Source organism: Pseudomonas sp. ICMP 8385 (assembly GCF_002699915.1).
Taxonomy (GTDB): Bacteria; Pseudomonadota; Gammaproteobacteria; order Pseudomonadales; family Pseudomonadaceae; genus Aquipseudomonas; species Aquipseudomonas gessardii.
Window position 1 is genome coordinate 22,777 of record NZ_LKBY01000097.1, and the last position, 23,739, is coordinate 46,515.

16 protein-coding genes and 1 tRNA gene are annotated in these 23,739 nt (G+C 56.6%); 3 read left to right on the plus strand and 14 right to left on the minus strand.

Features of this window, described 5'->3' with window-relative positions; genetic code table 11:
• Positions 1–36 precede the first annotated feature (36 nt).
• From AO268_RS13850 to rpsU, 10 genes are all read right to left on the minus strand, one after another.
• On the minus strand, positions 37–2,202 hold the full coding sequence (locus AO268_RS13850) for an AAA family ATPase (protein ID WP_038443833.1): 2,166 nt from the start codon (positions 2,200–2,202) through the stop codon (positions 37–39).
• The gene (locus tag AO268_RS13855) at positions 2,199–2,672 is read right to left on the minus strand and encodes a hypothetical protein (protein ID WP_034139556.1); all 474 of its coding nucleotides are present in this window, start codon (positions 2,670–2,672) and stop codon (positions 2,199–2,201) included. Before AO268_RS13855 ends, AO268_RS13850 begins: the two co-directional genes overlap by 4 nt.
• Entirely contained in the window at positions 2,659–3,327 is a 669-nt protein-coding gene (locus AO268_RS13860; protein ID WP_034139555.1) for a hypothetical protein, read from the minus strand. The genes AO268_RS13855 and AO268_RS13860 overlap by 14 nt, the downstream gene beginning before the upstream one ends.
• Positions 3,324–6,560, minus strand: a complete 3,237-nt coding sequence (locus AO268_RS13865) for a hypothetical protein (RefSeq protein WP_034139554.1) — start codon at positions 6,558–6,560, stop codon at positions 3,324–3,326. The genes AO268_RS13860 and AO268_RS13865 overlap by 4 nt, the downstream gene beginning before the upstream one ends.
• The gene (locus AO268_RS13870; protein ID WP_034139553.1) at positions 6,553–7,968 is read right to left on the minus strand and encodes a tyrosine-type recombinase/integrase; all 1,416 of its coding nucleotides are present in this window, start codon (positions 7,966–7,968) and stop codon (positions 6,553–6,555) included. The genes AO268_RS13865 and AO268_RS13870 overlap by 8 nt, the downstream gene beginning before the upstream one ends.
• 163 nt (positions 7,969–8,131) lie before the next feature.
• Positions 8,132–8,208 (minus strand) — tRNA-Ile (locus tag AO268_RS13875).
• A 137-nt stretch (positions 8,209–8,345) separates the two neighbouring features.
• A complete protein-coding gene (locus tag AO268_RS13880; RefSeq protein ID WP_099168993.1) occupies positions 8,346–12,089 on the minus strand; it encodes an EAL domain-containing protein in 3,744 nt (1,247 codons plus the stop codon).
• Positions 12,090–12,213: 124 nt separating this feature from the next.
• Positions 12,214–14,064: an RNA polymerase sigma factor RpoD gene (gene rpoD / locus AO268_RS13885; RefSeq protein WP_076962244.1), complete on the minus strand. Its 1,851-nt coding sequence runs from the start codon at positions 14,062–14,064 to the stop codon at positions 12,214–12,216.
• A gap of 67 nt (positions 14,065–14,131) precedes the next feature.
• The gene (gene dnaG / locus AO268_RS13890) at positions 14,132–16,102 is read right to left on the minus strand and encodes a DNA primase (protein ID WP_076962243.1); all 1,971 of its coding nucleotides are present in this window, start codon (positions 16,100–16,102) and stop codon (positions 14,132–14,134) included.
• A gap of 447 nt (positions 16,103–16,549) precedes the next feature.
• Positions 16,550–16,765, minus strand: a complete 216-nt coding sequence (gene rpsU, locus AO268_RS13895) for a 30S ribosomal protein S21 (protein WP_002551877.1) — start codon at positions 16,763–16,765, stop codon at positions 16,550–16,552.
• Between the two features lie 203 nt (positions 16,766–16,968).
• Here rpsU and tsaD point away from each other — a divergent pair, with 203 nt between their 5' ends.
• Positions 16,969–17,994 carry a tRNA (adenosine(37)-N6)-threonylcarbamoyltransferase complex transferase subunit TsaD gene (gene tsaD, locus AO268_RS13900; RefSeq protein WP_076962242.1) on the plus strand — a complete coding sequence of 342 codons (1,026 nt, stop codon included), beginning with the start codon at positions 16,969–16,971 and terminating at the stop codon, positions 17,992–17,994.
• Between the two features lie 33 nt (positions 17,995–18,027).
• Here tsaD and plsY read toward each other — a convergent pair whose 3' ends face one another.
• Complete coding sequence (plsY, locus tag AO268_RS13905) at positions 18,028–18,597, minus strand: glycerol-3-phosphate 1-O-acyltransferase PlsY (protein WP_076962241.1); 570 nt, start codon at positions 18,595–18,597, stop codon at positions 18,028–18,030.
• Positions 18,598–18,671: 74 nt separating this feature from the next.
• Between plsY and folB the strand changes: the two genes are divergently transcribed.
• Both folB and folK read left to right on the plus strand, forming a co-directional pair.
• Positions 18,672–19,025, plus strand: coding sequence for a dihydroneopterin aldolase (gene folB, locus AO268_RS13910; protein ID WP_076962240.1), 354 nt, complete (start codon positions 18,672–18,674; stop codon positions 19,023–19,025).
• Positions 19,016–19,528 (plus strand): 2-amino-4-hydroxy-6-hydroxymethyldihydropteridine diphosphokinase, encoded by a 513-nt coding sequence (gene folK, locus AO268_RS13915; protein WP_076962239.1) that lies wholly within the window; start codon positions 19,016–19,018, stop codon positions 19,526–19,528. The genes folB and folK overlap by 10 nt, the downstream gene beginning before the upstream one ends.
• Positions 19,529–19,590: 62 nt before the next feature.
• Here folK and AO268_RS13920 read toward each other — a convergent pair whose 3' ends face one another.
• The 3 genes from AO268_RS13920 to AO268_RS13930 form a co-directional block, all read right to left on the minus strand.
• On the minus strand, positions 19,591–20,820 hold the full coding sequence (locus tag AO268_RS13920; RefSeq protein ID WP_099168994.1) for a multifunctional CCA addition/repair protein: 1,230 nt from the start codon (positions 20,818–20,820) through the stop codon (positions 19,591–19,593).
• A 63-nt stretch (positions 20,821–20,883) separates the two neighbouring features.
• On the minus strand, positions 20,884–22,446 hold the full coding sequence (locus tag AO268_RS13925; RefSeq protein ID WP_038443818.1) for a SpoVR family protein: 1,563 nt from the start codon (positions 22,444–22,446) through the stop codon (positions 20,884–20,886).
• Entirely contained in the window at positions 22,443–23,714 is a 1,272-nt protein-coding gene (locus AO268_RS13930; protein ID WP_099168995.1) for a YeaH/YhbH family protein, read from the minus strand. Before AO268_RS13930 ends, AO268_RS13925 begins: the two co-directional genes overlap by 4 nt.
• Between the last annotated feature and the right edge of the window lie 25 nt (positions 23,715–23,739).

The following is a 23,739-nucleotide window of genomic DNA, read 5'->3' on the forward strand; positions in this document are numbered from 1 at the left end:
CCCACAATATTGTAGGGCTAACAACCTGTTTGGTATTCAAACCGAGAAGCCCACACAGAGGGTGTCACTTCGGTTCGGGCGAGCTACCCCCTGCTGCATGATGTCATGCGTGCTTAGGATCAAGGCCAGCCGCTTAGATCGTGAGACGGCTGTGTAAAGCATGCTTCGTTCCACAAATTCGCTTTGACTCAGAGTGCAAAGGATCGACGTCTCGTACTCGCTGCCTTGCGCCTTATGAATGGATATGGCGTAGGCAAGTTTCATTCCCAGCCCGAACAAGTCCATCCTGGAGAGGGTCACTTCGAGCCCATTGAAGAAAAACACACCTGAAGTCTGGCCATCGATTGACGTAATGCCAGTCATGATCCCGGTGTTGCCGTTGAACAGATTATGCTCGTAGCTATTCTGAGTGACGATGACGGGGTCGTTAACGCGCAGCCAGTATTTGCCCATCCAGATACCCTGCGTCTCGTCTGTATGCTGGAGGGCGCTTTGCAGGTGTTTGTTTATCTTGTGCCCGGAATCCGGCATGCGATCAGACATGTGTGGCGTCAGGATCTGAGCGTCAGGGATGATCTGCTTGATCTTCGCGAGGTGTGTCAGCATGTCCTGCGTGTTTGTGCAGGGGATCAGATAAACCCCATCGCTCTCGCCATTCCAGAATGGCAAGGTGTCCAGGTGACCAGATCTAATCTTCATGGCGATGTTCTGAAGATGACTGTTGCCGGTAGACCTGTGAACCTTGATCAGGTGGGTCGACGGTATCGCCTTCGATTTGGCCAGTGCATGGAAGAAGATTCCATAACCAACCGGAGATAGCTGACCGGTATCGCCTACTAGCAAGAGAGACAGTTCTTTCTTCGCAAAGGCATTCAGCAGTTTCAGCATCAAGGCGATGTCTACCATGCTGGATTCATCGATAATTACCAGAGGGTCGCCTCCAGTGCTGAGCCCTGAGCTTGCAGTGCTGATTTTGATCAAGAAACTGTGGATCGTGTAGGTGTCTCGGCCAACAGACTCCTTGGCCCGCTCCTTGGCTTTTCCGCTCAGTGCTAAGACATGCACAGGGCGGTGCTGAGAGGCTATATCAACGATGGCTTTCAGCACCGTTGTCTTGCCCGTACCGCCAAATCCAGTCAGCGTGCTGATGCGATTAGTAAGCGCCATCAGCACTGCGCTTTTCTGGTCTCGGGTGAGTGAGTGTCCAGGCACGCTCTTACCGTGTGCGCAGTAATCTTCAATCGCTTGCTCCAGTTCCTGCGGAGAACCGTGAAGCAATGAGGCCTGAGCGGACAGTAGACTCGCGACTCGCTGCTCGAGTTTACTTTCGACAAGGGCCGCTCCCAGTGGCTGGATAAGCGTCGTCCCTTGATACTTCTTAACGCATACAGCACGCCTTTGTAGGGCGCATTCGATAGCTTGGTCTACCAGTCTGGCGGATGGAAGCTTCTGCATCAGGGCGGCTTTTAGCTCTTCTATTTCGTATGCGGTATGGCCCTGATCCAAGCGCACATAGAGCAAATTCTCCACAAGGCCGGCCAGCCTGCGTGGGTCATCACGAGGTATGCCTAGCTTGGCTGCTGCGGCGTCTACGATTTTCCACATGTTTGGGTGGATGCCTTGAAACGCAATGAGGCTGTACGGATTAAGCTTCAGGCGCTCTACCGTATCCGTCTGGCAAACCTTGAGAACGCTTTTGGCGAGCCCAGGATCGAAGTCGTGCTCCATGAGAAATTCAATTGTTGAAATCTCATCCTGCAGTGTCCTCCAGGCATCCACGACCTTTTGGGCGAGATCAGGATTAATCAGTTCCGCCAGGTGGCTGACTCTGCCTGCAGTCAATGCCTGAGCAAGGTTTTCTGCGCCAAATGCCCTGACCAGTTTCGAGACTTTCGCTTTGCCGAATGACAGCCCGCGAAATGCAGGATGCTTTATCAGCAATCTTTCCACATATGCCGCTATGGGCAGGTTTACGATGTGACAGCTTTCGATCAGAACGAAATCCCTGTACTGATCATGCCCTGTGATCGAGCCTTTGAACTGCCAGCATTCACCGGGTTGAGGAATGCGGGTGATGACTTTATAGCTTGCTCTGCATGTGTAAATTTTGTTTTGGCCAATGATGCGCCCGGAAAAGACTGCACCGCCAAAACTGCCTGGCTTCACCGAGCTCACCTGGATCACGCTCGACAGATTGCTCATAGGATGAATGACCGCCCGGAGTCGATCATCAAGTCCTGCTGGCTACTGATTTCCTGTGCAGATGTGCGAAGCAACCGCAGCTCGGCAGAGAGTTGCTCAACTTGCTCGCGGAGCAGTTCGTTTTCCTTCGACTTTTGCTCAAGCATTACTCGCAACCGATTCGCTTCGCGACTTTTCGAATCCGCCATATCAATCGCCAGAGACTCAGGATCTTTGGCCGCAACAAACTCACTGCCTATGCGGCGAATGTCCTTCGCGATGACCTGCTCAAGGGTTTTGCCCTGTGAGCAAAAGATCTTCTTGGCGCTTTCAGAAAACCACTGCCTACGATTACCACATTCATCAGCGATTTTGCTGAAGTTGACGGCGCCAAACTGATTCACAGGAAACTTTTTTCCAGCCTGTTCAAGCTGCAGCACATAGTCCCTGTAGCGGTCGTACGGAGAGCGCTTTTGATCACTGGTCGCCATGCGCGCTTCCTTTAGCCTTCATCCAAAGGACGAAAGGTTCGACAAGCTCTTTTGGGACAAGACCCTCCCTAGGTTCAAGGTCGTCAAAACTGCAGCAAATCTTTTTAGCCTGCATGTCAACTGTAAACATCCCATCACTTGCATCGAGCACCAACTTGAGGGCCCGGCAGGTTTTGTCAAACTTCGCCATGAATCCTTGATCCACATGCGTTGTGTCCGGCAGGGTTACTGGCTGAGCACCATGGCTACGAAGGGCTGAGCGCAGAGCTTCGACCTCCTTCCTCAGTTTCTCTGTCTCAGCTTGAAGTTGGTCTGCTCGCTGAACGGCCAGCTTTCCGACAAGCTTGTCCTTCTTGGACTCCATGTTTCCAGCAGCATCCCAGTGCTTGAAGAATATTGGCCCGAGCAGAGTCCAATAGTCAGTGCTCTGTACCAAGGTTCTGTAGCCAATCTTCTTTTCGTTTACAGGAAGCCCATCGTTGTAAAGTTCGGCGCAGAATCTTGAGTAAGGCGTAACTCCATCGAATGATGCTTTTCCTACGAAAGACTTCAGCTTAGGTATTACTTCGTCTTTAATTCGGGAAATTCTATAGTCGCGGTTCAGCTTTTGAGAGCCTGCAAAGCGGTTTTGGCCCTTTTTTGCACCTTTGCTCATGCAGGAACACCTCTTGGGCTCGAAATTAGCTTCAGGATTGCAGTAGGTCGTTCCAAGGCCATGGGCTTACTCATTGCATCATTCAAATCATGCAGTGAAAGACCCAGAACTTCACACGTAGACCGAATCAGACCCCTAAATTCATCGATCAACGTGAATCCTGTAGGAGCTTCTTGCAGCATGCGGTTAAAGTCTCCAGTGAATGCAAGGAGCTTGTTTCTTGCCACTTTAACCTGCGTGTCTAACTGTGGAGTGAAATACTCCGCATGCGACTTGGCTTCTGCAGTGCGAGCAATCAGGTTGGAAAGCGAGTCTTTCTTGAGCTCTAAGCGCTCCAGGTGCTCTGAAACGATTTCAGGTTTTTCTACCAGGAAGCTTTCACGCGTTTTGATTTCGTTATGCATTTGCTCGAGGCAGTGAGCAGTAACGCTCCATGAAATGATCTCTGCGGCGAGGAATTTGCGACGATTGGCTTTTGGCACAAGGCTTTCAGGCGATGCTCCATTCCTTTTAGACTCAGCGATATAGGCCTCCAGCTCGCTACACTCGTCAGTTAGCACACGAATGTGACCGTATATCCTTGGCAGGTGGTCGACAGTTTTGACCGAGTAATAGCAGCCCCCGCACGGCATACTTATCCCAGGAATGGCACCCAGGTCTTTAACGACGTCCGCTGGGCAGCGATTACCAAATGGGCAGATATGAGTGGGCATAAAGGCCAGCGAGTCGATGGGGCGCTGCCTTGTCTCCCTGACACCCGAAACCACATCATCCTTGGTCTCACGGTCAAAAGAGATCGCACCGAAGTCAATCAGAGACTTCTCCTTGTCTCGCCGGAAAGCCTGCTGAAGCTTCGATGCAACGTCTTCTGCTTTGATGTTAGACATTGCTGGGCGGTCAACTAGCCATCCATGCTCAATACTCAATTTTTGATACTGGGCAACCGATTTTAGGTATGCAGGGTCAACTTTTGCGTAATACATTACATGTTCATCACTGGCATGGCCGGTAATAAATGCGCCGATGATGTGTGGCGGCAAAATTGGGATGTATTCAGATACAACTGATACTCGGCAGGAGTGCGGGGTATGTTCGATTAATTTGCAGGCCTGTCCCTCAAGTTTGATCACGGTGAGATAGTCGTGAGGATCATTAATAGATTCCAGATCCCCCACAGCCTCTGGCATTGCGTTCGTCGCCTCAATGCCCAGCTGAAACCTGCAGAACAAGTCAAAAGAATAAATTAGCCTTTTGAAATATTTCGCATAGGCCTCCGGAGTCAGCACGCCAGGACTTGTTCCCTTCGGAAATAGCGTGATGATTTTGCCATGCTCATTTTCTTCATGGTAGTCATACCAGGTTTCGACATCCATTGCGGGATCGTTAAACCAAGGGATCATGGCTTTTTGACGATCCAGCAGTTCAATTACCGTCTTCGAAACAGTAGCGTCCCAGGGGCCGTTTACTTTGTCAGTGTTGATGCGTAACTTGCAAAGCGCAGGCAGGGGTCTTGAACGATCAATTCGCATATCATAGGTTCGCCTCTCTAGCCAACGTATGTGAATACTACGAACCCCTGTCTCCAGTGCGATGATATTATGTCTGATGTAATTGAGCTGAGGATAGAACACCCACTTCCCTTCGCGTTCAACCGAGTGTTCAATAATTGGCACGACAAACCTTGGAAGAAGTCGCAGCGCCTCATACTTCATGGGGCGATTATCTTCGGATTTAGGCTGCGAAGCGTCAAATGATGGGTTCCGGTAGAACACAATTGGAACGTACCCAAGTTTTTCAGTTTGAACGATTTTTTGGGTGTTGTTCCAATCCTTTGTTTCAATATCTGCCCTGAATTGTTTGTCGAATAGGTTTATTTGTTCGTGATATACCCTTTCGGCTAGGTGAGTTGTGAAAGACTCTATCGCGTAGCAGTATTGGAGAAGGTATGGGAAATGCTCAGAATGAAATGCAGGCTTATTAGAGCTATTCCTTCTTCGCACGATGGGGAAATCGAGCTCAAGTATGGGGCAAACAAAACCAGAAAGTTTCTCGTCGGCGCTCGAGTGAGCCGTCAAGTAGTTGAAAAAGCTGGTGATGTGGTACATGATCTGCTGGATCGTTGAGTTTGACCTGCCTCTGCGAAGAAAAGTGAGGAAGCCTATGTATCCATCGCCCTCCATGTGCGTCCGATTAAGCTCACTTGGGTGAGGAGGAAGCAATCCCGTGGCAGTAGGGTATTCGCCAAACAACCAGGTATTCAGAACTGAGAAGCTCTTGCTGTAAGCGTCGAAAGACTTAATACCCCGAGACTTTTGTAAGCCGGTGTATTTGTCCTGATATTTCAACCACGACTCGACACTTTCCTTGTGCTCATCAGGATAGTCATATTCGCCAGAGGCCAGAGCTTTTCTACTGGCGTGCAAATCATTTTTAGGGCGGACGGCGACCTGGCTACATCTGTCAGAATACAGCCTCTGAACATAGTTCCAAAACGCGGCTGGGGCGATGGGGTACTGGAACCAGTCAACGTCATTTCTTCGCATTAAGACCAAGTGGTCGGCGAGGTCAGCGATGTCATCTGGATTGATGTCTTCGATTCTATGCCAGTCTGTGCAACGAATCATGCGCCATGCGTACCATCCAAAGTTTTTGACGGCACTAGGCTTCATTACGGAGGTAATGTCCGGAATGTCTTCGTAGGGAACATGCGAGACAAACGGTTTGCTCACAAATGCAAGCACCTCGGTATAGGATGCTGCAGCAAACTCATAGAAGTTGGTTCCTTCGTCCTGATTGTGAACCGTGGGCTTCCTAAGGTCAGCCGGGAGCAGGACAGCTCGCTCCTGCCAGAGAAAGTGAAGAATTAAGACGCAGTCTTTACTCAGCCTCTCCAAGGAAGACTTGTTGAGCCAGTCAATAGAGGCCTTCGGAACGACCTGCTTCGCAATTTCTATCGGCGCAGTCTTTTTCGTGCAAGCTAAAGCATTACGCACCCACACTTCATCATAAATAGGTGCATTTGACACGTTCAGGTGGTCATCAAACAGGCGCACGATGGACGCGTTGTAATATTCGTTACGAGCGCCGCTTGTTACCTTACTTGGAGAGATATAGTTCGTGCCAAACAGCTCTTTGCAGACGCAAGCCTTGGCTTTCGTGATCGCCTCTTTAATGGAGCTATCAAGAGGCGCTCCAGTTTTGATAATCTGAATATCCTTAGTCAGGTTAATCATGTTGCGTCCCTTGAATGCGATTCGCCTCGTCCTTCAATACTTCGAGCTGGCGCAGATAAAACTCCTCGCGAATTGTGGTAAAGGAGGCATCGCCTCTTTGCATGACGTACTGGTTAGCATGTTGAATGTATGCTTCGATGATGTCGGTGTCGTGCTTCGCGTACTTCATCGTGGATGTAACGCTGGCATGGCCCATCAGGATCTTCACGTAGGTAATGGGTAGACCAGGAAGGGTTTGACCAGGAACTGGCATGTAATTAAGCGTGTAGGTTCCGTACATATGCCTCAGAGAGTGAGTGCTGATGCCTGTGACGTCCGGCAAGCCTGCCTTCAAAGAGTATTTCTTGAAGGTTTTGTCACGGCTGCTCCTGTCGCTTGCGAAGAAGGGCCTGCCGTCAGAGTTCTGAAACAAGAAATCATGTCCAACGCTAGAGTTGTATTCTAGGGTCAGGTACTTCTCAAGGCTCTCCCAGAATATTTTAGCGAATGGTTCAATCATGAAGGTGACCTCGGTCTCCCGACCTTTCCAGGAGAGAAGCTTATGCTCTTCTTCAGTAATACCAGGCGCTTTCCTCGCAAAGGGGTCGCGTAGGAACACTGCAAAATCGTCATCGTCGATGTCGGACATTCGAACTTGTAGCGCCTCGCTTGTACGCGAACCTGTCGCGGCAAGTAGGGCATATAGCGTCATATCCCTGTAAAATGTCGTGGACTTTGCAGGCTTGGCCTGTCTGAGAAAGTCGATGGATCGTTCTATAGGGAATGGAAGGATCTTGAACGGCTGCTTGTCGTGTTTGCTGTTCCTACGCCCTGCTTTAGCAAACAGCTTATCTCTCTTGCGTTTAGGCAAAACTGAGTTCAGCGAGCCACGAATGACTGCTGCCATCCATGAATTAGCTTTTTGGGCCGAAACCTCATATTGACTTCGATATTCGGCCTTGCTCGAGCAGAACCGACTGAACAGATGGTCAGGTGCTGTCATGTTTTTTGACTCGGCTACCTCAAGAAACCATCGAATAGACGACTCTATTGATTCCGCGATTGAGTTTTGACCGGTTAGCCGTGTCTTCCCTAGGCTATGGGCCAGCGTCTTCGCTATCGGGTTCGTGGCGTCCGTACCGAAGAGGAGATAAACCTGGTAGCTGTAGATGACGGTCTCGATAGTGACCTCGACATCTGCAGGAAATTGGGTTTTCGTCGCCTCATATACGTAGTCGATGAAGCGGCCAACGTGCTCCGAGTAGAGCTTATCGGTGTTTCCTGCGTAGCCCTTACGTGCCAGCCACGTCGTGTAGTCGGTGAACGGTTTGAACTCGCGTGCCTCGTCGGGCATGCCAGGGTCGAGATGAAGCAGGATGTAGTTAGCCTCGCTCGTAACGGGCGCTTCGACCAAGATGAAGTTTTTCATGAGCTCTTATTCCAAATACCACACCCTATTAGCTTTGGGTGTCGCACTTGCCTTTGTCAAGGAAAAAGGCTCAAGTGGGTGAATCAGGCCAACGCAGAAAGCTCCGTCAGCATGGCCGTTGGCCGTCTGCGGAGTGCGCTAAGTGTTTGATTGTAAGGGGAGATGGGGCCACCGGCGGGAATCGAACCCGCGACCCACCGATTATGAGTCGGTTGCTCTAACCAATTGAGCTACAGTGGCGCTGAGAAGGTGCAAAGCTATCAAAAATCAGGTTCAAATGCCACACCAACATTCGTACCACATAAGAACCTACGACCAAGGGATTATGAGTCCCCTGCTCTAACCAACTGAGCTATAGGCCCTCAGTAGGTCGCGGATTATAACGATGGTTTCTCCACTGTGCTATCCGAAAAATCCGAATGGGTCATGTGAAGGAAGGTCGCGGCGAATATGTCGGGAGGCAGGGGCAGGCTGACGATGTAGCCTTGCATTTGTTCGCAGCCTTCGTCGGCGAGGAAGGCTTGCTGGGCGGGGGTTTCCACGCCTTCGGCGATGATGGTGAATTGCATGCTGTGGCCCAGGGCAATGATGGCGCGCACGATGGCGGCGTCGTGGGGGTCGTCTGGCAGGCCGCGGACGAAGGACTGGTCGATTTTCAGGAAGTCCAGGGGCAGGCGCTTGAGGTAGCTCAAGGAGGAATAGCCGGTGCCGAAGTCGTCGATGGCCAGTTGTACGCCCAGGCGCTTGAGTTTATGCAGCACTTCCAGGGCTTCTTCGGCCTGGCTCATGATGAAGTTCTCGGTGATCTCCAGTTGCAGGCAATTGGGTTGCAGGCGGTTGTCGCGCAGCAGTTGCTCGATGCGCCCCAGCAGGTTGGGGTGGCGCAGTTGGGCGCCGGCGAGGTTGACGGAGAGCGGGCCAAAGTCGTCATAGGTCTTGCGCCACTGATGCAGTTGCCGACAAGCCTGTTCCAGGACCCAGTCGCCGATTTGCAGGATCATGCCGTTCTCTTCGGCCAGGGCGATGAAGTGTTCGGGAGGCACGTCGCCAAAGGTGGGATGGCGCCAGCGCAGCAGGGCTTCGGCACCGATCAGCTGTTGGGTCTCCAGGCTCCACTTCGGCTGGTAATACAGAAACAATTCTTCGCGTTCCATGGCCCGGCGCAGTTCGTGTTCGAGGGCGACGCGCTCGTTGGCCTGGGCGGTCAGGTCCTGGGTGTAGCGCTCGACCCGGTTGCGGCCCTTGGCCTTGGAGCGGTACATGGCGGCATCGGCGTTTTTGACCAGGGTGGCGACGTCGATGCCATCCTGTGGGTAGAAGCTGGTGCCGATGCTGGCGCTGATAAAGAACTCGTGTTCGCCCGCCTGGAAGGGCAGGGTGAAGCAGGCCAGCAGTTTATTGGCCAGGTGCTGGGCGTCGCTGGCTTGTTGCAGGCCGGGCAGCAGGATGATGAATTCGTCACCGCCCAGGCGCGCCACGGTGTCGATATCGCGCAGTTGTTCCTTGAGGCGCAAGGCGATGTCTTTGAGCAGCAGGTCGCCAATCGGGTGGCCGAGGCTGTCGTTGATGTGTTTGAAGCGGTCGAGGTCGAGAAACAGCACTGCGCCCTGGCTACCGGTTTCCTGTTGGGTGTTGAGGGCGGTCTGCAGGCGGTTTTCAAACAGGGTGCGGTTGGGCAGGCCGGTGAGCGGGTCGTGGTGCGCCTGGTAGTCGAGCCGCGCCTGGGCGTGTTTGAGGCTGGAGATGTCGGCAAATACCGCCACGAAGTGGGTGATGGACTGCTCGTGGTTGCGCACGGCGCTGATGGTCAGCCAGCTGGGATACAGCTCGCCGTTCTTGCGCCGGTTGGAGATCTCGCCTTGCCAGTGGCCGTTGGCAGTCAGTTGGTGCCACATGGCTGCGTAGAATGCGCTGTCGTGCATGCCGGAAGCCAGCAGGCGCGGGGTATGGCCCAGGGCTTCGGCTTCGCTGTAGCCGGTGATTTCGCTGAAGGCGCGGTTGACCGCGCTGATGTTCTGCCGGGTATCGGTGATCAAGACGCCTTCGGCGGTGCTCTCGAAAACCGTCGCGGCCTGTTGCAGTTTTTCCTGCATCAGCTGGCGCTCGGTAATGTCGCGAGCGATGGTCAGCATGCAGTCGTCATCCCCGATGGGCAGTGGGCGACTGGACACTTCGCACAGGCGGATCTGCCCGTCACTGCGGCGGATATGGCAGACGAAATCACGCACCAGGCCGTCGCGCTGCAGCAGGTCGAGCATGTGCTTGCGTTCATTCAAGTCCACCCAGATCCCCAGGTCCAGGGTCGATTGGTCCAGGGACATCGCACTGTTGAAACCGGTGATGCGGCTAAAGCCTTCGTTGACCTCCAGCAGCAGGCCATCGTGCTGGCGAGTCAGCAATAAGCCGTCGGGCGAGGCGTGGAAGGCTTTGGCGAATTTCTCTTCGGAGGTTTGCAGCCGTTGCTGGGTTTCTTTGAGCTGGGTGATATCCCGTACCACGACCACTAGCGCTTCGATGGTATCGAGCTGGAAGGGTTCGGCAGAAATCAGCCCGATAAACGCCTGGCCGTTACTGCGCAGGAACGGCATCTCCAGGTTGCGGATGCTGCTGCTCTGCACGCGCTTGAGCAGGTTGGGGCCCACTCCCGGGATGCCCCAGATGTTCAGCTCGGTGGCGGTCTTGCCGATGACGTCTACGGCGCTCAGGCCAATCTGGTCCTCGAAGGCTTTGTTGACCTCCAGCAGGCAGCCATCGGACAGGCGGGCGATCACCAATATGTCCGGGCATTGCTGGAACACCGAGGCAAACTTCTCTTGCGAAAGCTGCAGCGCTTCCTCGGTGCGCTTGGCTTCGCTGATATCGATCATCAGGCCACGCATGACGGGCTCATGCCCATGTTTGATCAGGCTGACAATGTCCCTGACCCACAGGCAACGGCCGTCGGCAGTGATCACCCGGTAATCGATGCTGTGATCACGGTGGGCGTGGGTTTCCTGCTGGCAGAAGGTATCGGCGCGGGTCAGGTCGGCGGGGTGGATGATGTTGCGCCAGAAACCGGGGATCAGCCAGTGAGCACGGGGGTAGCCCAGGAGTTCCTCGGCATGGGGTGACACATAGCTGTAGGTGAAGTCGCTGATGTCCGCTTCCCAGGCGATGGCGGACAGGCTTTCCACCAGTCCCCGGTAGTGGTATTCGCTGCTGCGCAGTTCTTGTTCGAGGGCCACCCGGCGGGAAATTTCCGAACTGAGCCGGCGGTTGATCCGAATGACGATGGCCAGCACGGTACTCAACAGCAGTACGGCAGGCAGGCCGTAGAGCAGCAAGTCGCTCCAGAAGGTCCGGTGATCGATGACATTGCCGACCCAGCGCTCCTGGATCTCGTCAACTTCGCTGAGGCTGAGGTCGGCGAGAACTTTATCCAGGATGCCAATCAGCATTTTGTTTTCTTGGGGCGCGGCCATTGCCAGTTGGTAGCGATAAGGCGTTTCGCCACTGACATATAAGCCGTCGAGCTTGAGTTGGCGCAGGCTCCAGACACTGGAGGCCAGGTCCCCGACAACGGCGTCCACCTCATCGGTGGCCAGGGCCTGCAAGGTCGAGCTGACGTTGGGCAGTGCTACCAGGTTCAGGTCGGGATGGTGGGTACGCAGCAGCTCGTGGGGCGCGTAGTTCTCCACCACGGCGATCTTCAGCCCATACAAGTCCTTGAGGGCGCGGGGCTGGGCACCGCCTTCGTGGGCGAGAATGACGATGGGAAAGTCGAGGTAAGGCCGGGAAAATGCCAGGAAACCCTGGCGCTCCGGGGTGGACATGATGCCCGGCAACAGGTCGAGCTGGTTGTTCTTGGCCTGCTCCAGGAGCGCGCTCCAGTTGGCGGGCTCGATCAACTTGATCTTGATGCCCAGGCGTTCCTGGATCAGTCGTACATAGTCAGCGGCCAGGCCCTGGTAGCGGCCTTCTTCATCACGATACTCAAACGGCGGCCATGACGCATCAACGCCAAGGCGCAACTCAGGGTGGGCCGCCAACCAGCCATGCTCTTCATCTGTGAGAGTCAACGCGCCAGCCGTTGCGGTCCAGGTCAGCAGCGACAGCAGTAGCACGGCCGGCAGTCTGGGCATAACGGTCTCGTTATGGCACGGGGAATGTTTCGAGTGTAGACGGGCATTGCGAGGGGGAGTGAAGCGGGGAGGATTTAATCTGCACAAAGCAAAACCCCCAGGCCAGGGCCTGGGGGTTTTGTGATCACTCGTCGAGGAAGGAGCGCAAATGCTCGCTTCTCGTCGGGTGGCGCAACTTGCGCAGCGCCTTGGCTTCGATCTGGCGGATCCGCTCGCGGGTCACGTCAAACTGCTTACCGACTTCCTCAAGGGTGTGGTCGGTATTCATGTCGATGCCGAAGCGCATGCGCAGTACCTTGGCTTCACGGGCAGTGAGGCCGGACAGTACGTCGCGCGTCGCTTCCTTGAGGCTCTCAACGGTGGCGACATCGATTGGCGACTGCATGGTCGAGTCTTCGATGAAGTCACCCAGGTGGGAGTCTTCGTCATCACCGATCGGGGTTTCCATGGAGATCGGCTCTTTAGCGATCTTCAATACCTTGCGGATTTTATCCTCAGGCATTTCCATGCGTTCGCCCAGCTCTTCCGGGGTCGGTTCACGACCCATTTCCTGCAACATCTGCCGGGAAATACGGTTGAGCTTGTTGATGGTCTCGATCATGTGCACCGGAATACGGATGGTGCGGGCCTGGTCGGCGATCGAGCGAGTGATCGCCTGACGGATCCACCAGGTGGCATAGGTCGAGAACTTGTAGCCGCGACGGTATTCAAACTTGTCCACAGCCTTCATCAAGCCGATGTTGCCTTCCTGGATCAGGTCGAGGAATTGCAGGCCACGGTTGGTGTACTTCTTGGCGATGGAGATCACCAGACGCAAGTTCGCTTCAACCATCTCTTTCTTCGCGCGGCGGGCCTTGGCCTCGCCGATCGACATGCGACGGTTGATGTCCTTGATCTCGGCAATCGTCAGACCGGTTTCGGTCTGCAATGCAGTCAGCTTCTGCTGGCAACGAACAATGTCGGCCTGGAAGCGACCAATGGCTTCAGCGTATTTGCTTTTGCCCTTGGCCAGTGCGTCGGTCCAGCTTTCGTCGACTTCATTGCCCGGGAACTGGCGCAGAAAGTCGGCACGCGGCATGCGCGCATCACGGACACAGAGCTGCATGATCGCCCGCTCTTGTGCACGCAGACGCTCAAGGGCGCTACGAACCCGCTCAACCAGGCCCTCGAATTGCTTCGGTACCAGTTTGATCGGCATGAACAGCTCGGCCAGGGCCAGCAGTTCGGCGGTTGCCTGCTTGCTACCACGACCGTGCTTCTTCAGGGCCTTGCGCGCCAGTTCCATCTGATCGGAGACCGCGCCAAAGCGCTGGGCTGCGATGATCGGATCCGGGCCGCTTTCGACTTCTTCTTCGTCGTCGGTGCTGGCTTCAGCCTCGTCGTCGTCGGTTTCGTCGTCCGCTTTCACGGCTTTCGGGTCGACAGGCGGCGGAATTTCGGCAGCCGGCGGCGTAATGCCGTCGTCCGGGTCGATATAACCGCTCAGGACGTCGGACAGGCGGCCACCTTCGGTGGTCACGCGGGTGTACTCGGAGAGAATGTGGTCAACCGTGCCTGGGAAGTGCGCGATCGCGCCCATCACTTCACGGATGCCCTCTTCGATACGCTTGGCGATTTCGATTTCGCCTTCCCGTGTCAGTAGCTCTACCGTACCCATTTCGCGCATATACATGCGCACAGGGTCAGTCGTGCGACCGATGTCGGTCTCCACCGCTGCCAGCGCGGCAGCTGCTTCTTCAGCGGCTGCCTCGTCGGTATCGGAGTCGGCCAACATAAGGGCGTCCGCATCCGGAGCACTCTCGTGTACGGGGATCCCCATGTCATTGATCATGCGGATGATGTCTTCCACCTGCTCTGGATCTGAAATATCTTCAGGCAGGTGGTCATTGACCTCTGCGTAAGTCAGATACTTCTGCTCACGACCAAGGAGGATCAAATCTTTGATACGAGACTGCTGTTGCGCTTTTCCGGACATAACACCCTATCCACTGAAGGTCTTGGCGGGCAAAAAACAAGCCGAGGATTATACCCGAGCTATGACCTCACACGCCAGCTGAGGTCGGGTTTGATGCGGAAACATTCTGTTTTAAGAGGTCGCGCATCTGTTTTGCTATCTGAATTTGCTCTTCAGCCGACAATCCCGGCTGCCTTGCTCTCTTGATGAGCTCATCGAGGGTCTGCGTATGTTGACCCGCAGATAACCTTGTAATGGTGTCTAAAAACTGTTGTTCAAGGTTGTCGCCGTCAATTAACCACTCCTTTTCTGCGAGTGCTTTCAAAAGACGCCCTTGCTCGGTGCCATGCCAGCGGGCCATCAACTGGATTGAGTTTAGCTTAGGATTTTTCTGCACGGCCTCGATCAGGGCAATCAGCACCTGGGCGTAGGTATTGCTCTCATTGGCAAAATGTTCGGCGCTTTCCACCCGGCCCGCCAATTGCGGGTGGTGGATCAGGGTGCGCAGGGCAATCAGCGTCGGGGCCTCTACGGCCACCGGCGTGCGCGGGGCGTAGGCCTCGTCGCGGTCGCCGCGCTTGCCGTTTTTGCTCCAGGGCTTTTTGTCCCATTTCTTGCCGCCGGCACCGGGTTTCTTCGGTGTCCAGTCCTGTTGAGGCACAAAGGCTTCTTGAGGCTGGTGAAAGTCGGCGTAGTCCGGCATGGCGTCGTAGTCAAAGCCCGGGTCGTAGGCCGGTGGTGCCTCCTGGGGCGCGCTATGCACCAGCTGGCTGACCGCCTCGCCGCTCAGGCCGGTGATTTCCAGCAGGCGCTGGCGCATCAGGGCCTTGAGGTTGGCGCCGGGCACCTTGTCGATCAGCGGTGCTGCGAGGGTGGCCATGTGGGCCTTGCCTTCGAGGGAGCGCGGGTCGGCCTCTTCGGTCAGTTGCTGGAAAAAGTAATCGGCCAGCGGTTGTGCGTGCTGGTGGATACGTGCGCGAAACGCATCGGTGCCTTCGGAGCGCACCAGGGTGTCCGGGTCTTCGCCTTCGGGCAGGAACAGGAAGCGCGCACGGCGCCCATCCTGCAGGCTCGACAGGGTGGCTTCGAGGGCGCGCCAGGCGGCATTGCGGCCGGCCTGGTCGCCGTCGAAGCAGAACAGCACGCTGGGCACCACGCGAAACAGGCGCTTCATGTGTTCTTCGCTGGTAGCGGTGCCGAGGGTCGCCACGGCATTGCGCAGGCCTTGCTGGGCCAGGGCGATGACGTCCATATAGCCTTCGACCACGATGATTTCATCGAGGTTGCGGTTGTTCTTGCGCGCTTCAAACAGGCCGTAGAGTTCCTGGCCCTTGTGAAATACCGGGGTTTCCGGGGAGTTCAGGTATTTAGGTTTGTCGTCACCCAGTACCCGACCGCCAAAGGCGATGATGCGGCCACGGCTGTCGCGGATCGGGAACATCACCCGGTCGCGGAAACGGTCATAGCGCTTGCCGGTCTCGGCGTTTTCCACCAGCAGGCCGGCGTCGATCATGGCTTTTTGCTGCAGGGTGTCGCTGCTCAGGTGTTTGTACAGGTTGTCCCAGCCTGGCGGGGCGAAGCCCAGGCCGAAGTCGCGGGCGATTTCCCCGGTCAGGCCACGGCCCTTGAGGTAGTCCACGGCGGCCTTGCGTTGCGGATGGCTTTTCAGGGCCTGGCGATAGAACTCGGCGGCGGCGGTGAGCAGCGGGTACAGCGGCGAGTCGGTGGGTTGGCGCGGTTTGTGCGGTCGACCACTTTCTTCGCGGGGGATTTCCATGCCGGCGGCTTTGGCCAGTTCCTCGACGGCCTGGGGGAAGTCCAGGTTGTCGTGGTCCATGATAAAGCCCAGGGCATTGCCGCCCGCGCCGCAGCCGAAGCAGTAGTAGAACTGCTTGTCAGGGCTGACGCTGAACGATGGGGTCTTTTCTTTGTGGAACGGGCAGCAGGCGGTGTAGTTCTTGCCGGCCTTTTTCATTTGCACGCGCGAGCTGACAACATCGACGATGTCGGTGCGGTTCAGAAGGTCGTCAATAAAGCTCTGGGGAATTAGCCCGGCCATGGCGTTCTCGTCATCACTGCGTGTAAATGAGGGCCCGTGACGCACTCAAGGCGCCCGATAGCGGCGGCTTGATCATCGATTGTCTGTTTGGGCTGTCAGGAAGTGTATCTGTCGAGCATTCACTGACGTTAGTTCCAATCAGTCTTCGACGTGTTTGAAAGTGTTGCCCTGGAGTCCGGTCACGGCCAATGGCGGCCTCGGAAGCTCATCATGGGGCACAGTCGACCTATTGATCGCCTGCCTGGAAAATAAGTGTGCTCGTCAGTAGCCTTGATAGGCTCGTCAGAAGAGACGTGCACCGCTGGCAAAAGAGCCAGTCCTGACGTGTGAAGCTTTGTCTCGGTCGCATGGGCGGCGTCGACGGTGAAGCATCAAGCGATATCCGCAAATGCCAACAGCCCGGCTGAGGGCCGGGCTTGGCAGAAGCTTGCTACGAACGTCTGTGTATTAGTACAGACGAACGGCGCGGCGCTGTTCGCGCTGAACTTTCTTGGCGTGACGCTTAACAGCGGCTGCTGCCTTACGCTTACGCTCAGAAGTTGGCTTCTCATAAAATTCGCGGCTACGAACTTCAGCCAGAACACCGGCTTTTTCGCAGGAGCGCTTGAAACGACGCAGAGCTACGTCGAAGGGTTCGTTCTCTTTTACTTTGACGGCTGGCATCCAGAGCTACCTTCTTTCATTACCGGGAATCAACGTTCTCGTCGCAAAAAATTCGCGGCTGAGGTCGTCGGTTTTTAAGGGTTGCGGATGTTAACCCCTCATTGCCCGGAATGCAAAGCCTCTGATCGAAAACCGCTAGTCGGGAAGGGAAGTGGCGACTATTATGCGCGCCTTCAAATTCAGCCTCTACAAGGCGCAAACCCATGTTAGTACTGGGCTTAGAAACCTCCTGCGACGAGACCGGCGTCGCGCTTTACGACAGTGAACGCGGGCTTTTGGCCGATGCACTGTTCAGTCAGATCGACTTGCATCGGGCCTATGGCGGCGTGGTGCCGGAGCTCGCCAGCCGTGATCATGTCAAACGCATGTTGCCATTGATTCGCCAGGTGCTGGACGAGGCCGATTGCGTTGCCACCGAGATCGATGCCATCGCCTACACCGCCGGCCCAGGATTGGTCGGGGCCCTGCTGGTTGGGGCTTCCTGTGCCCAGGCGCTGGCATTTGCCTGGGGCATTCCAGCCCTTGGCGTGCACCATATGGAAGGCCATTTACTGGCACCGATGCTGGAAGAAAACCCGCCTGGGTTCCCGTTCGTCGCTTTGTTGGTTTCCGGTGGCCATACGCAGCTGGTTCAGGTCGACGGAATCGGTCAGTACACGCTTTTGGGCGAAACCCTGGACGATGCTGCCGGTGAAGCGTTCGACAAGACCGCCAAGATGATGGACCTCAATTATCCCGGCGGCCCGGAAATCGCGCGCCTTGCCGAAAAAGGCGTGCCCGGGCGCTATACCTTCCCGCGTCCGATGTGCGATCGCCCTGGCCTGATGTTCAGCTTCAGCGGCCTGAAAACCTTTGCCTTGAACACCTGGCAGCAAAGCGTCAGCGCCGGGGACGACGGCGAGCAAGCCCGTTGCGACATCTCTCTGGCGTTCCAGCAGGCGGTGGTGGAGACTTTGACCATCAAGTGCAAGCGCGCCTTGAAGCAGGCCGGTATGAAGCGTCTGGTCATCGCTGGAGGCGTCAGTGCGAACAAGGCGTTGCGCCTGTCACTGGAAAAGATGCTCGGCGACCTCAAGGGCGAGGTGTTCTACGCGCGCCCCGAGTTCTGCACCGATAACGGCGCGATGATTGCCTTCGCCGGCTGCCAGCGCTTGCAGGCTGGCCAGCATGAGAGCCTGGCCATCAGCGTGCAGGCGCGCTGGCCGATGGAGCAGTTGCCGCCGTTGTGAGCGACGAATATGAGCCGGGTTCAGCGGGCGTATTTAAAAATGCCGTTCGCGCCCGGCAAACAGGTCGCGTAAATTGCCGCGATGGCGCCATACAATCAGCAGGGTGAGTACGCTCATCGGCAGCAGGGCCGCAGGCTCCTGCCAGGCCAGCAATGGCAGGGTCAGGGGGGTGGCGATCAATGCCGCAAGGGAGCTGGTGCGGGTCAGGTAGAACGTCAGCAGCCAGGCGAGCACCGCCAGCAGCGCCGCCGGTGGATAGATCCCCAGCAGCATGCCGGCCGCCGTCGCGACGCCCTTGCCACCGCGAAAGCGAAAGTACAGCGGGAACAGATGGCCGAGCACGGCACACACGCCGATCCAGGCCTGTTGTTGCAGGGAAAGGCCGGCGAGGTCGGCGATCAGTACGGGTAAAAGGCCTTTGCAGACGTCGCCAAGCAGCGTGAGTACGGCGAGTTTCTTGCCGGCCAGGCGCAACATATTGGTGGCGCCGGCATTGCCTGAGCCACCCATGCGCGGGTCGGGACTTCCCGTCAGGCGGCTGAGCAAGATGGCAAAGGACAGCGAGCCGAGCAGGTAGGCGAGGGTCGCCAGTAACCAAGACATGCTAACTATTCCGGGCGAGGACGCCTTGATTCTAACGGGGCATTGCGCCCTTGTCGTGCTGTGGAGAAGAGTGCTTGGACAGAGTGTTTATCGAAGGCCTGGAAGTCGACACCGTGATCGGGGCCTACGACTGGGAGCGAGGTATCCGTCAATGCCTGCGCCTGGACCTGAGTTTCGCCTGGGACAATCGCCCGGCCGCAGCCGGTGATGACCTGACCCTGGCCCTCGATTACGCCAGTGTTTCCACGCGTATCCAGGCCTTTGCTGCGCAGGCGCAATTCCAACTGGTGGAAACGTTCGCCGAACGCCTGGCGCAGGTCTTGATGGAAGAATTCCAGATCCCCTGGCTGCGCCTCAAGTTGACCAAGCCCGGTGCCGTCCCGGCTGCCAAGGGCGTGGGCGTGGAGATCGAGCGCGGATGTCGCTAACTCAGGTTTACCTTGGCCTTGGCAGCAATATCGAGCGCGAGCCCCATTTGCATGCGGGTCTTGAGGCGTTGGATGGCTTTTTGACTGATATGCGCTGTTCCGCCGTATTTGAAAGTCAGCCGGTGGGGATCAAGAGCGGGCCGTTCTTCAACCTGGTGGTCTCGGCGTACACCGATTTGCCGTTGATGGAGTTGGATCGCCGCTTGAAATCCATCGAGGCCGACAATGGCCGTTATGCGCCAGATCGCAAGGGCCTGCCCCTGGATATCGATGTGTTGCTGTATGGCGACCTGACGGGTAATTTCGATGGGCTGGTGTTGCCACGCGCAGAAATCCTGAAGAACGCCTTTGTGCTGTGGCCGCTGTCGTTGATGGCGCCCGAGCGCGTGCATCCTGAAGTGGGCAAGACGTTTGCCGCGTTGTGGCGCGACGCGCAGATCGATCAGGTGCTGGCCCCGGTTGCCTTCAAATGGCGCGACCAGCAGCTCACCCCGGACCTGTAGGCGTCGGCTTGCCGCTCTGGCTTGCGGTGATATTACTGACGCCATCGCGGGCAAGCCCGCTCCTACACTGAATGCTGTTCTTTGTAGGCTTTCAGGGCGTTGAGCCGTTCGCGCTTGAGGGCTTCGCCCAGTTGCGGGCCCTTGAAGCCTTTCTCCAGCAGTGGCGCCACTGCAACGCCTCGTGCCACCTGTGCGGCACCCCGTAAATAATCCGCCTGTGGATAACTTCGCTGCTCAAGGCCCTTGCGGCCTCGCGCGTCCATTTCGCAGGCGACGACAAACTCTTCAAAGCGCTGTGGCCGGCGGAATACGTCAAAACTCTGCAGCAATTCCAGCAGGGTCGAGGCTTTCAGCTCCAGTGCCCGATGGCCATGGGTGTGATACTCGCCGACCAGTAGCGCCAGTTCCTGGCAGTCTTTTGGCACTTTGAAGCGTTCATTGACCGCCCTGATCAGCTTCAGGCCCCGCTGTTCGTGAGCGATATGCCTGGGTAACTTATCCACAGGGGTCAGGCCCTTGCCCAGGTCATGCAGCAGGCAGGCCCAGCGCACGGTCAGGGGTTGGGCGTGCAGGGCGGCCTGCTCCAGCACGCTCAGGGTATGGATGCCGGTATCGATCTCGGGATGGTGGGCTTCGGGTTGGGGCACACCAAACAGCGCATCCACTTCCGGCAGCAGGGTTTTCAGGGCATGGCAGTCGCGCAGTACCTGGATAAATACCTGCGGCTGATCTTCCATCAGGGCCCGGGAAATTTCCTTCCAACTGCGTTCCGGCGTCAGGGCTTCCAGTTCGCTGGAGTCACTGAGCTGGCGCATCAACTCCAGGGTTTCGGGGGCGATAGTAAAACCGAGTCTGGCATAACGTGCGGCAAACCGTGCAACCCGCAGTACACGCAGGGGATCTTCGGCGAACGCCGGGGAAACGTGGCGCAGCACCCGGGCTTGCAGGTCGCGTTGGCCGTTGTACGGATCGGTCAGGTTGCCGTCGTCGTCTTCGGCCATGGCGTTGATGGTCAGGTCGCGACGGATCAGGTCTTGTTCGAGGGTGACGTCAGGGCTGGCATGAAACACAAAGCCGCCATAGCCCCGGCCGCTTTTGCGTTCGGTACGGGCGAGGGCGTACTCCTCGTTGTTGTCTGGGTCCAGGAACACCGGAAAGTCAGAACCCACGGGCCGATAGCCCCTGGCGAGCATTTCTTCGGTGGTGGCCCCGACGACGACCCGGTCGATATCGGTCACGGGAATGCCCAGCAAGCGATCACGTACCGCTCCACCGACTGTGTAGATTTGCATGAAAAAGCCTCCATTAGCCCTACAGGATAACGCCTGCGCCAGGCCAATGGAGGCATTGCTGCGTCAAAGGTGAACCACGGCCAGGTCCAGGCGGCCGTAATCGTTGTCGTTGTGTTCGTTGCGCGGCGGAACATGGTGGGTCTTCATCACTTGGTCGCCTTGCAGGGTCTCCAGGTGGATATCGAAGCCCCATAGCCGGTGCAGGTGCTTGAGCACTTCGTCCGTAGACTCTCCCAGGGGTTTGCGGTCATGTTGCTGGTGGCGCAGGGTCAGGGAGCGATCCCCGCGCATATCGATGCTGTAGATCTGCACGTTGGGCTCGCGGTTGCCCAGGTTGTATTGGGCCGCCAGGGTTTCGCGGATGGTGCGGTAACCGGCTTCGTCGTGGATCGCGGGCACCAGCAGGTCGTCCTTGAGGTCGTCGTCCATAATGCTGAACAGCTTGAGATCGCGAATCACCTGGGGCGACAGGTACTGCAGGATAAAGCTCTCGTCCTTGAAGCTGCTCATGGCGAACTTGATGGTCGATAGCCAGTCGCTGCCGGCGATCTCCGGGAACCAGCGGCGATCCTCTTCGGTGGGGTGTTCGCACATGCGCCGGATATCCCGATACATGGCAAAGCCCAGGGCATAGGGGTTGATGCCGCTGTAGTAGGGGCTGTCGAAGCCTGGCTGGAAGACCACGCTGGTATGGGAGGTGAGGAACTCCATCATGAAGCCGTCGGTCACCAGGCCTTCGTCGTAGAGGTCGTTCATCAGGGTGTAGTGCCAGAACGTGGCCCAGCCCTCGTTCATCACCTGGGTCTGGCGTTGCGGGTAGAAGTACTGGGCGATCTTGCGCACGATCCGCACGATTTCCCGCTGCCAGGGCTCCAGCAGCGGCGCGTGTTTTTCCAGGAAATACAGGATGTTTTCCTGGGGTTCGACGGGGAAGCGTGCATTGTCCTTGTCGCTGTTCTTGTCGGCGCGTTTGGGGATGGTGCGCCACAGGTCGTTGATCTGCTTTTGCAAATGCTCTTCACGATCCTTCTGCCGAAGCCGTTCCTCCTCGGCAGAAATGGGGTAGGGGCGCTTGTAGCGGTCCACGCCGTAGTTCATCAGGGCATGGCAGGAATCCAGCAGATCCTCCACGGCGTCGATCCCGTGGCGCTCTTCGCATTGCATGATGTACTGCTTGGCGAATACCAGGTAATCGATGATCGAACTGGCGTCGGTCCAGGTGCGGAACAGGTAGTTGCCCTTGAAAAAGCTGTTGTGGCCATAGCACGCGTGGGCCACCACCAGTGCCTGCATGCAGATGGTGTTTTCTTCCATCAGGTAGGCAATGCACGGGTCGGAGTTGATCACGATTTCATAGGCCAGCCCCATCTGGCCGCGGGTGTAGGACTTCTCGGTGCTGAGGAAGTGCTTGCCATAGGACCAATGGTGATAGCCCAGGGGCATGCCCACCGAGGCGTACGCGTCCATCATTTGCTCGGCGGTGATCACTTCGATCTGGTTGGGATAGGTATCCAGGGCATAACCGGCCGCAATGCGGCTGATTTCCCGGTCATAGGCCTGGATCAGTTCAAAAGTCCATTCGGACCCTGTGGAAATGGGTTGGCGCTTATGCTCTTTGGCGGTCATGTCACTAACCTGCGCTGGAAGAGTTCACGGAAGACCGGATAGATATCGCCGGCCGAGACCAGTTGTTGCTGGGCGAAGGTGTCGGCAAAGGCTTCACCGATGCGTTCGTATTCAAACCACAGGGCCTGGTGCTCGCGGGGGGTAATCTCCACATAAGTGTAGTACTGCACGAACGGCATGATCTGGTTGATCAGGATGTCGCGGCAGACGGGCGAGTCGTCGTTCCAGTTGTCGCCGTCGGAGGCCTGGGCGGCGTAGATGTTCCATTCGTTGGCTGGGTAGCGTTCAGCCATGATTTCCTGCATCAGCTTCAGCGCGCTGGACACGATGGTGCCGCCAGTCTCCCGCGAATAGAAAAACTCTTCTTCGTCGACCTCGCGGGCACTGGTGTGATGGCGAATGAAGACGACGTCGATCTTGTCGTAGTTCCGCTTGAGAAACAGGTACAGCAGGATAAAGAAGCGCTTGGCGATGTCCTTGGTCGCCTGGGTCATGGAGCCGGAAACGTCCATCAGGCAGAACATCACGGCCTTGGAGCTGGGGTTGGGTTGCTTGACCAGCAGGTTGTATTTCAAATCGAAGGTGTCGAGGAACGGCACGCGGTGAATACGTGCGCTGAGTTTCTCGATTTCCGTTTCGATTTCCTGGATATCGCCGAAGTTGTCTGGTTCTTCGCGCTTCAAGCGCGCCAGTTCCTCCTTGGCCTCCCTGAGTTTGGCGCGGCTGCTGCCAGACAGGGCAATCCGTCGCGCGTGGGCCGAGCGCAGGGTACGGATGATATTGATCCGCGAGGGGTTGCCCTCGTTGCTGATACCGGCGCGGACGGTCTTGAAGGTGTCGGTGCCGGTCAGGTTTCGTTTGACCAGGTTGGGCAGTTCCAGGTCCTCGAACATGAATTCGAGAAACTCCTCCTGGGTGATCTGGAATACGAACTCGTCCATGCCTTCGCCGGAGTTACCGGCCTTGCCCGGGCCTTTGCCGCTGCCACCGCCTTGAGGGCGCTGGATGTGTTCGCCGGAGGTGAATTCCTTGTTTCCCGGATGAACCACGGTCTGTTTGCCGCCACGGCCGTGATGCAGTACCGGTTCGTCGATATCCCGGCCGGGAATGCTGATCTGCTCGCCGTGCTCCATATCGGTAATGGAGCGGCGACTCACCGCTTCTTCGACGGCTTTTTTGATGTGGTCACGGTAGCGCCGCAGGAAACGCTGGCGGTTTACCGTGCTCTTGTTCTTGCCATTGAGGCGTCGGTCGATCACATAGCTCATAGGGAGCCCTCCGGGCAGCTTCACG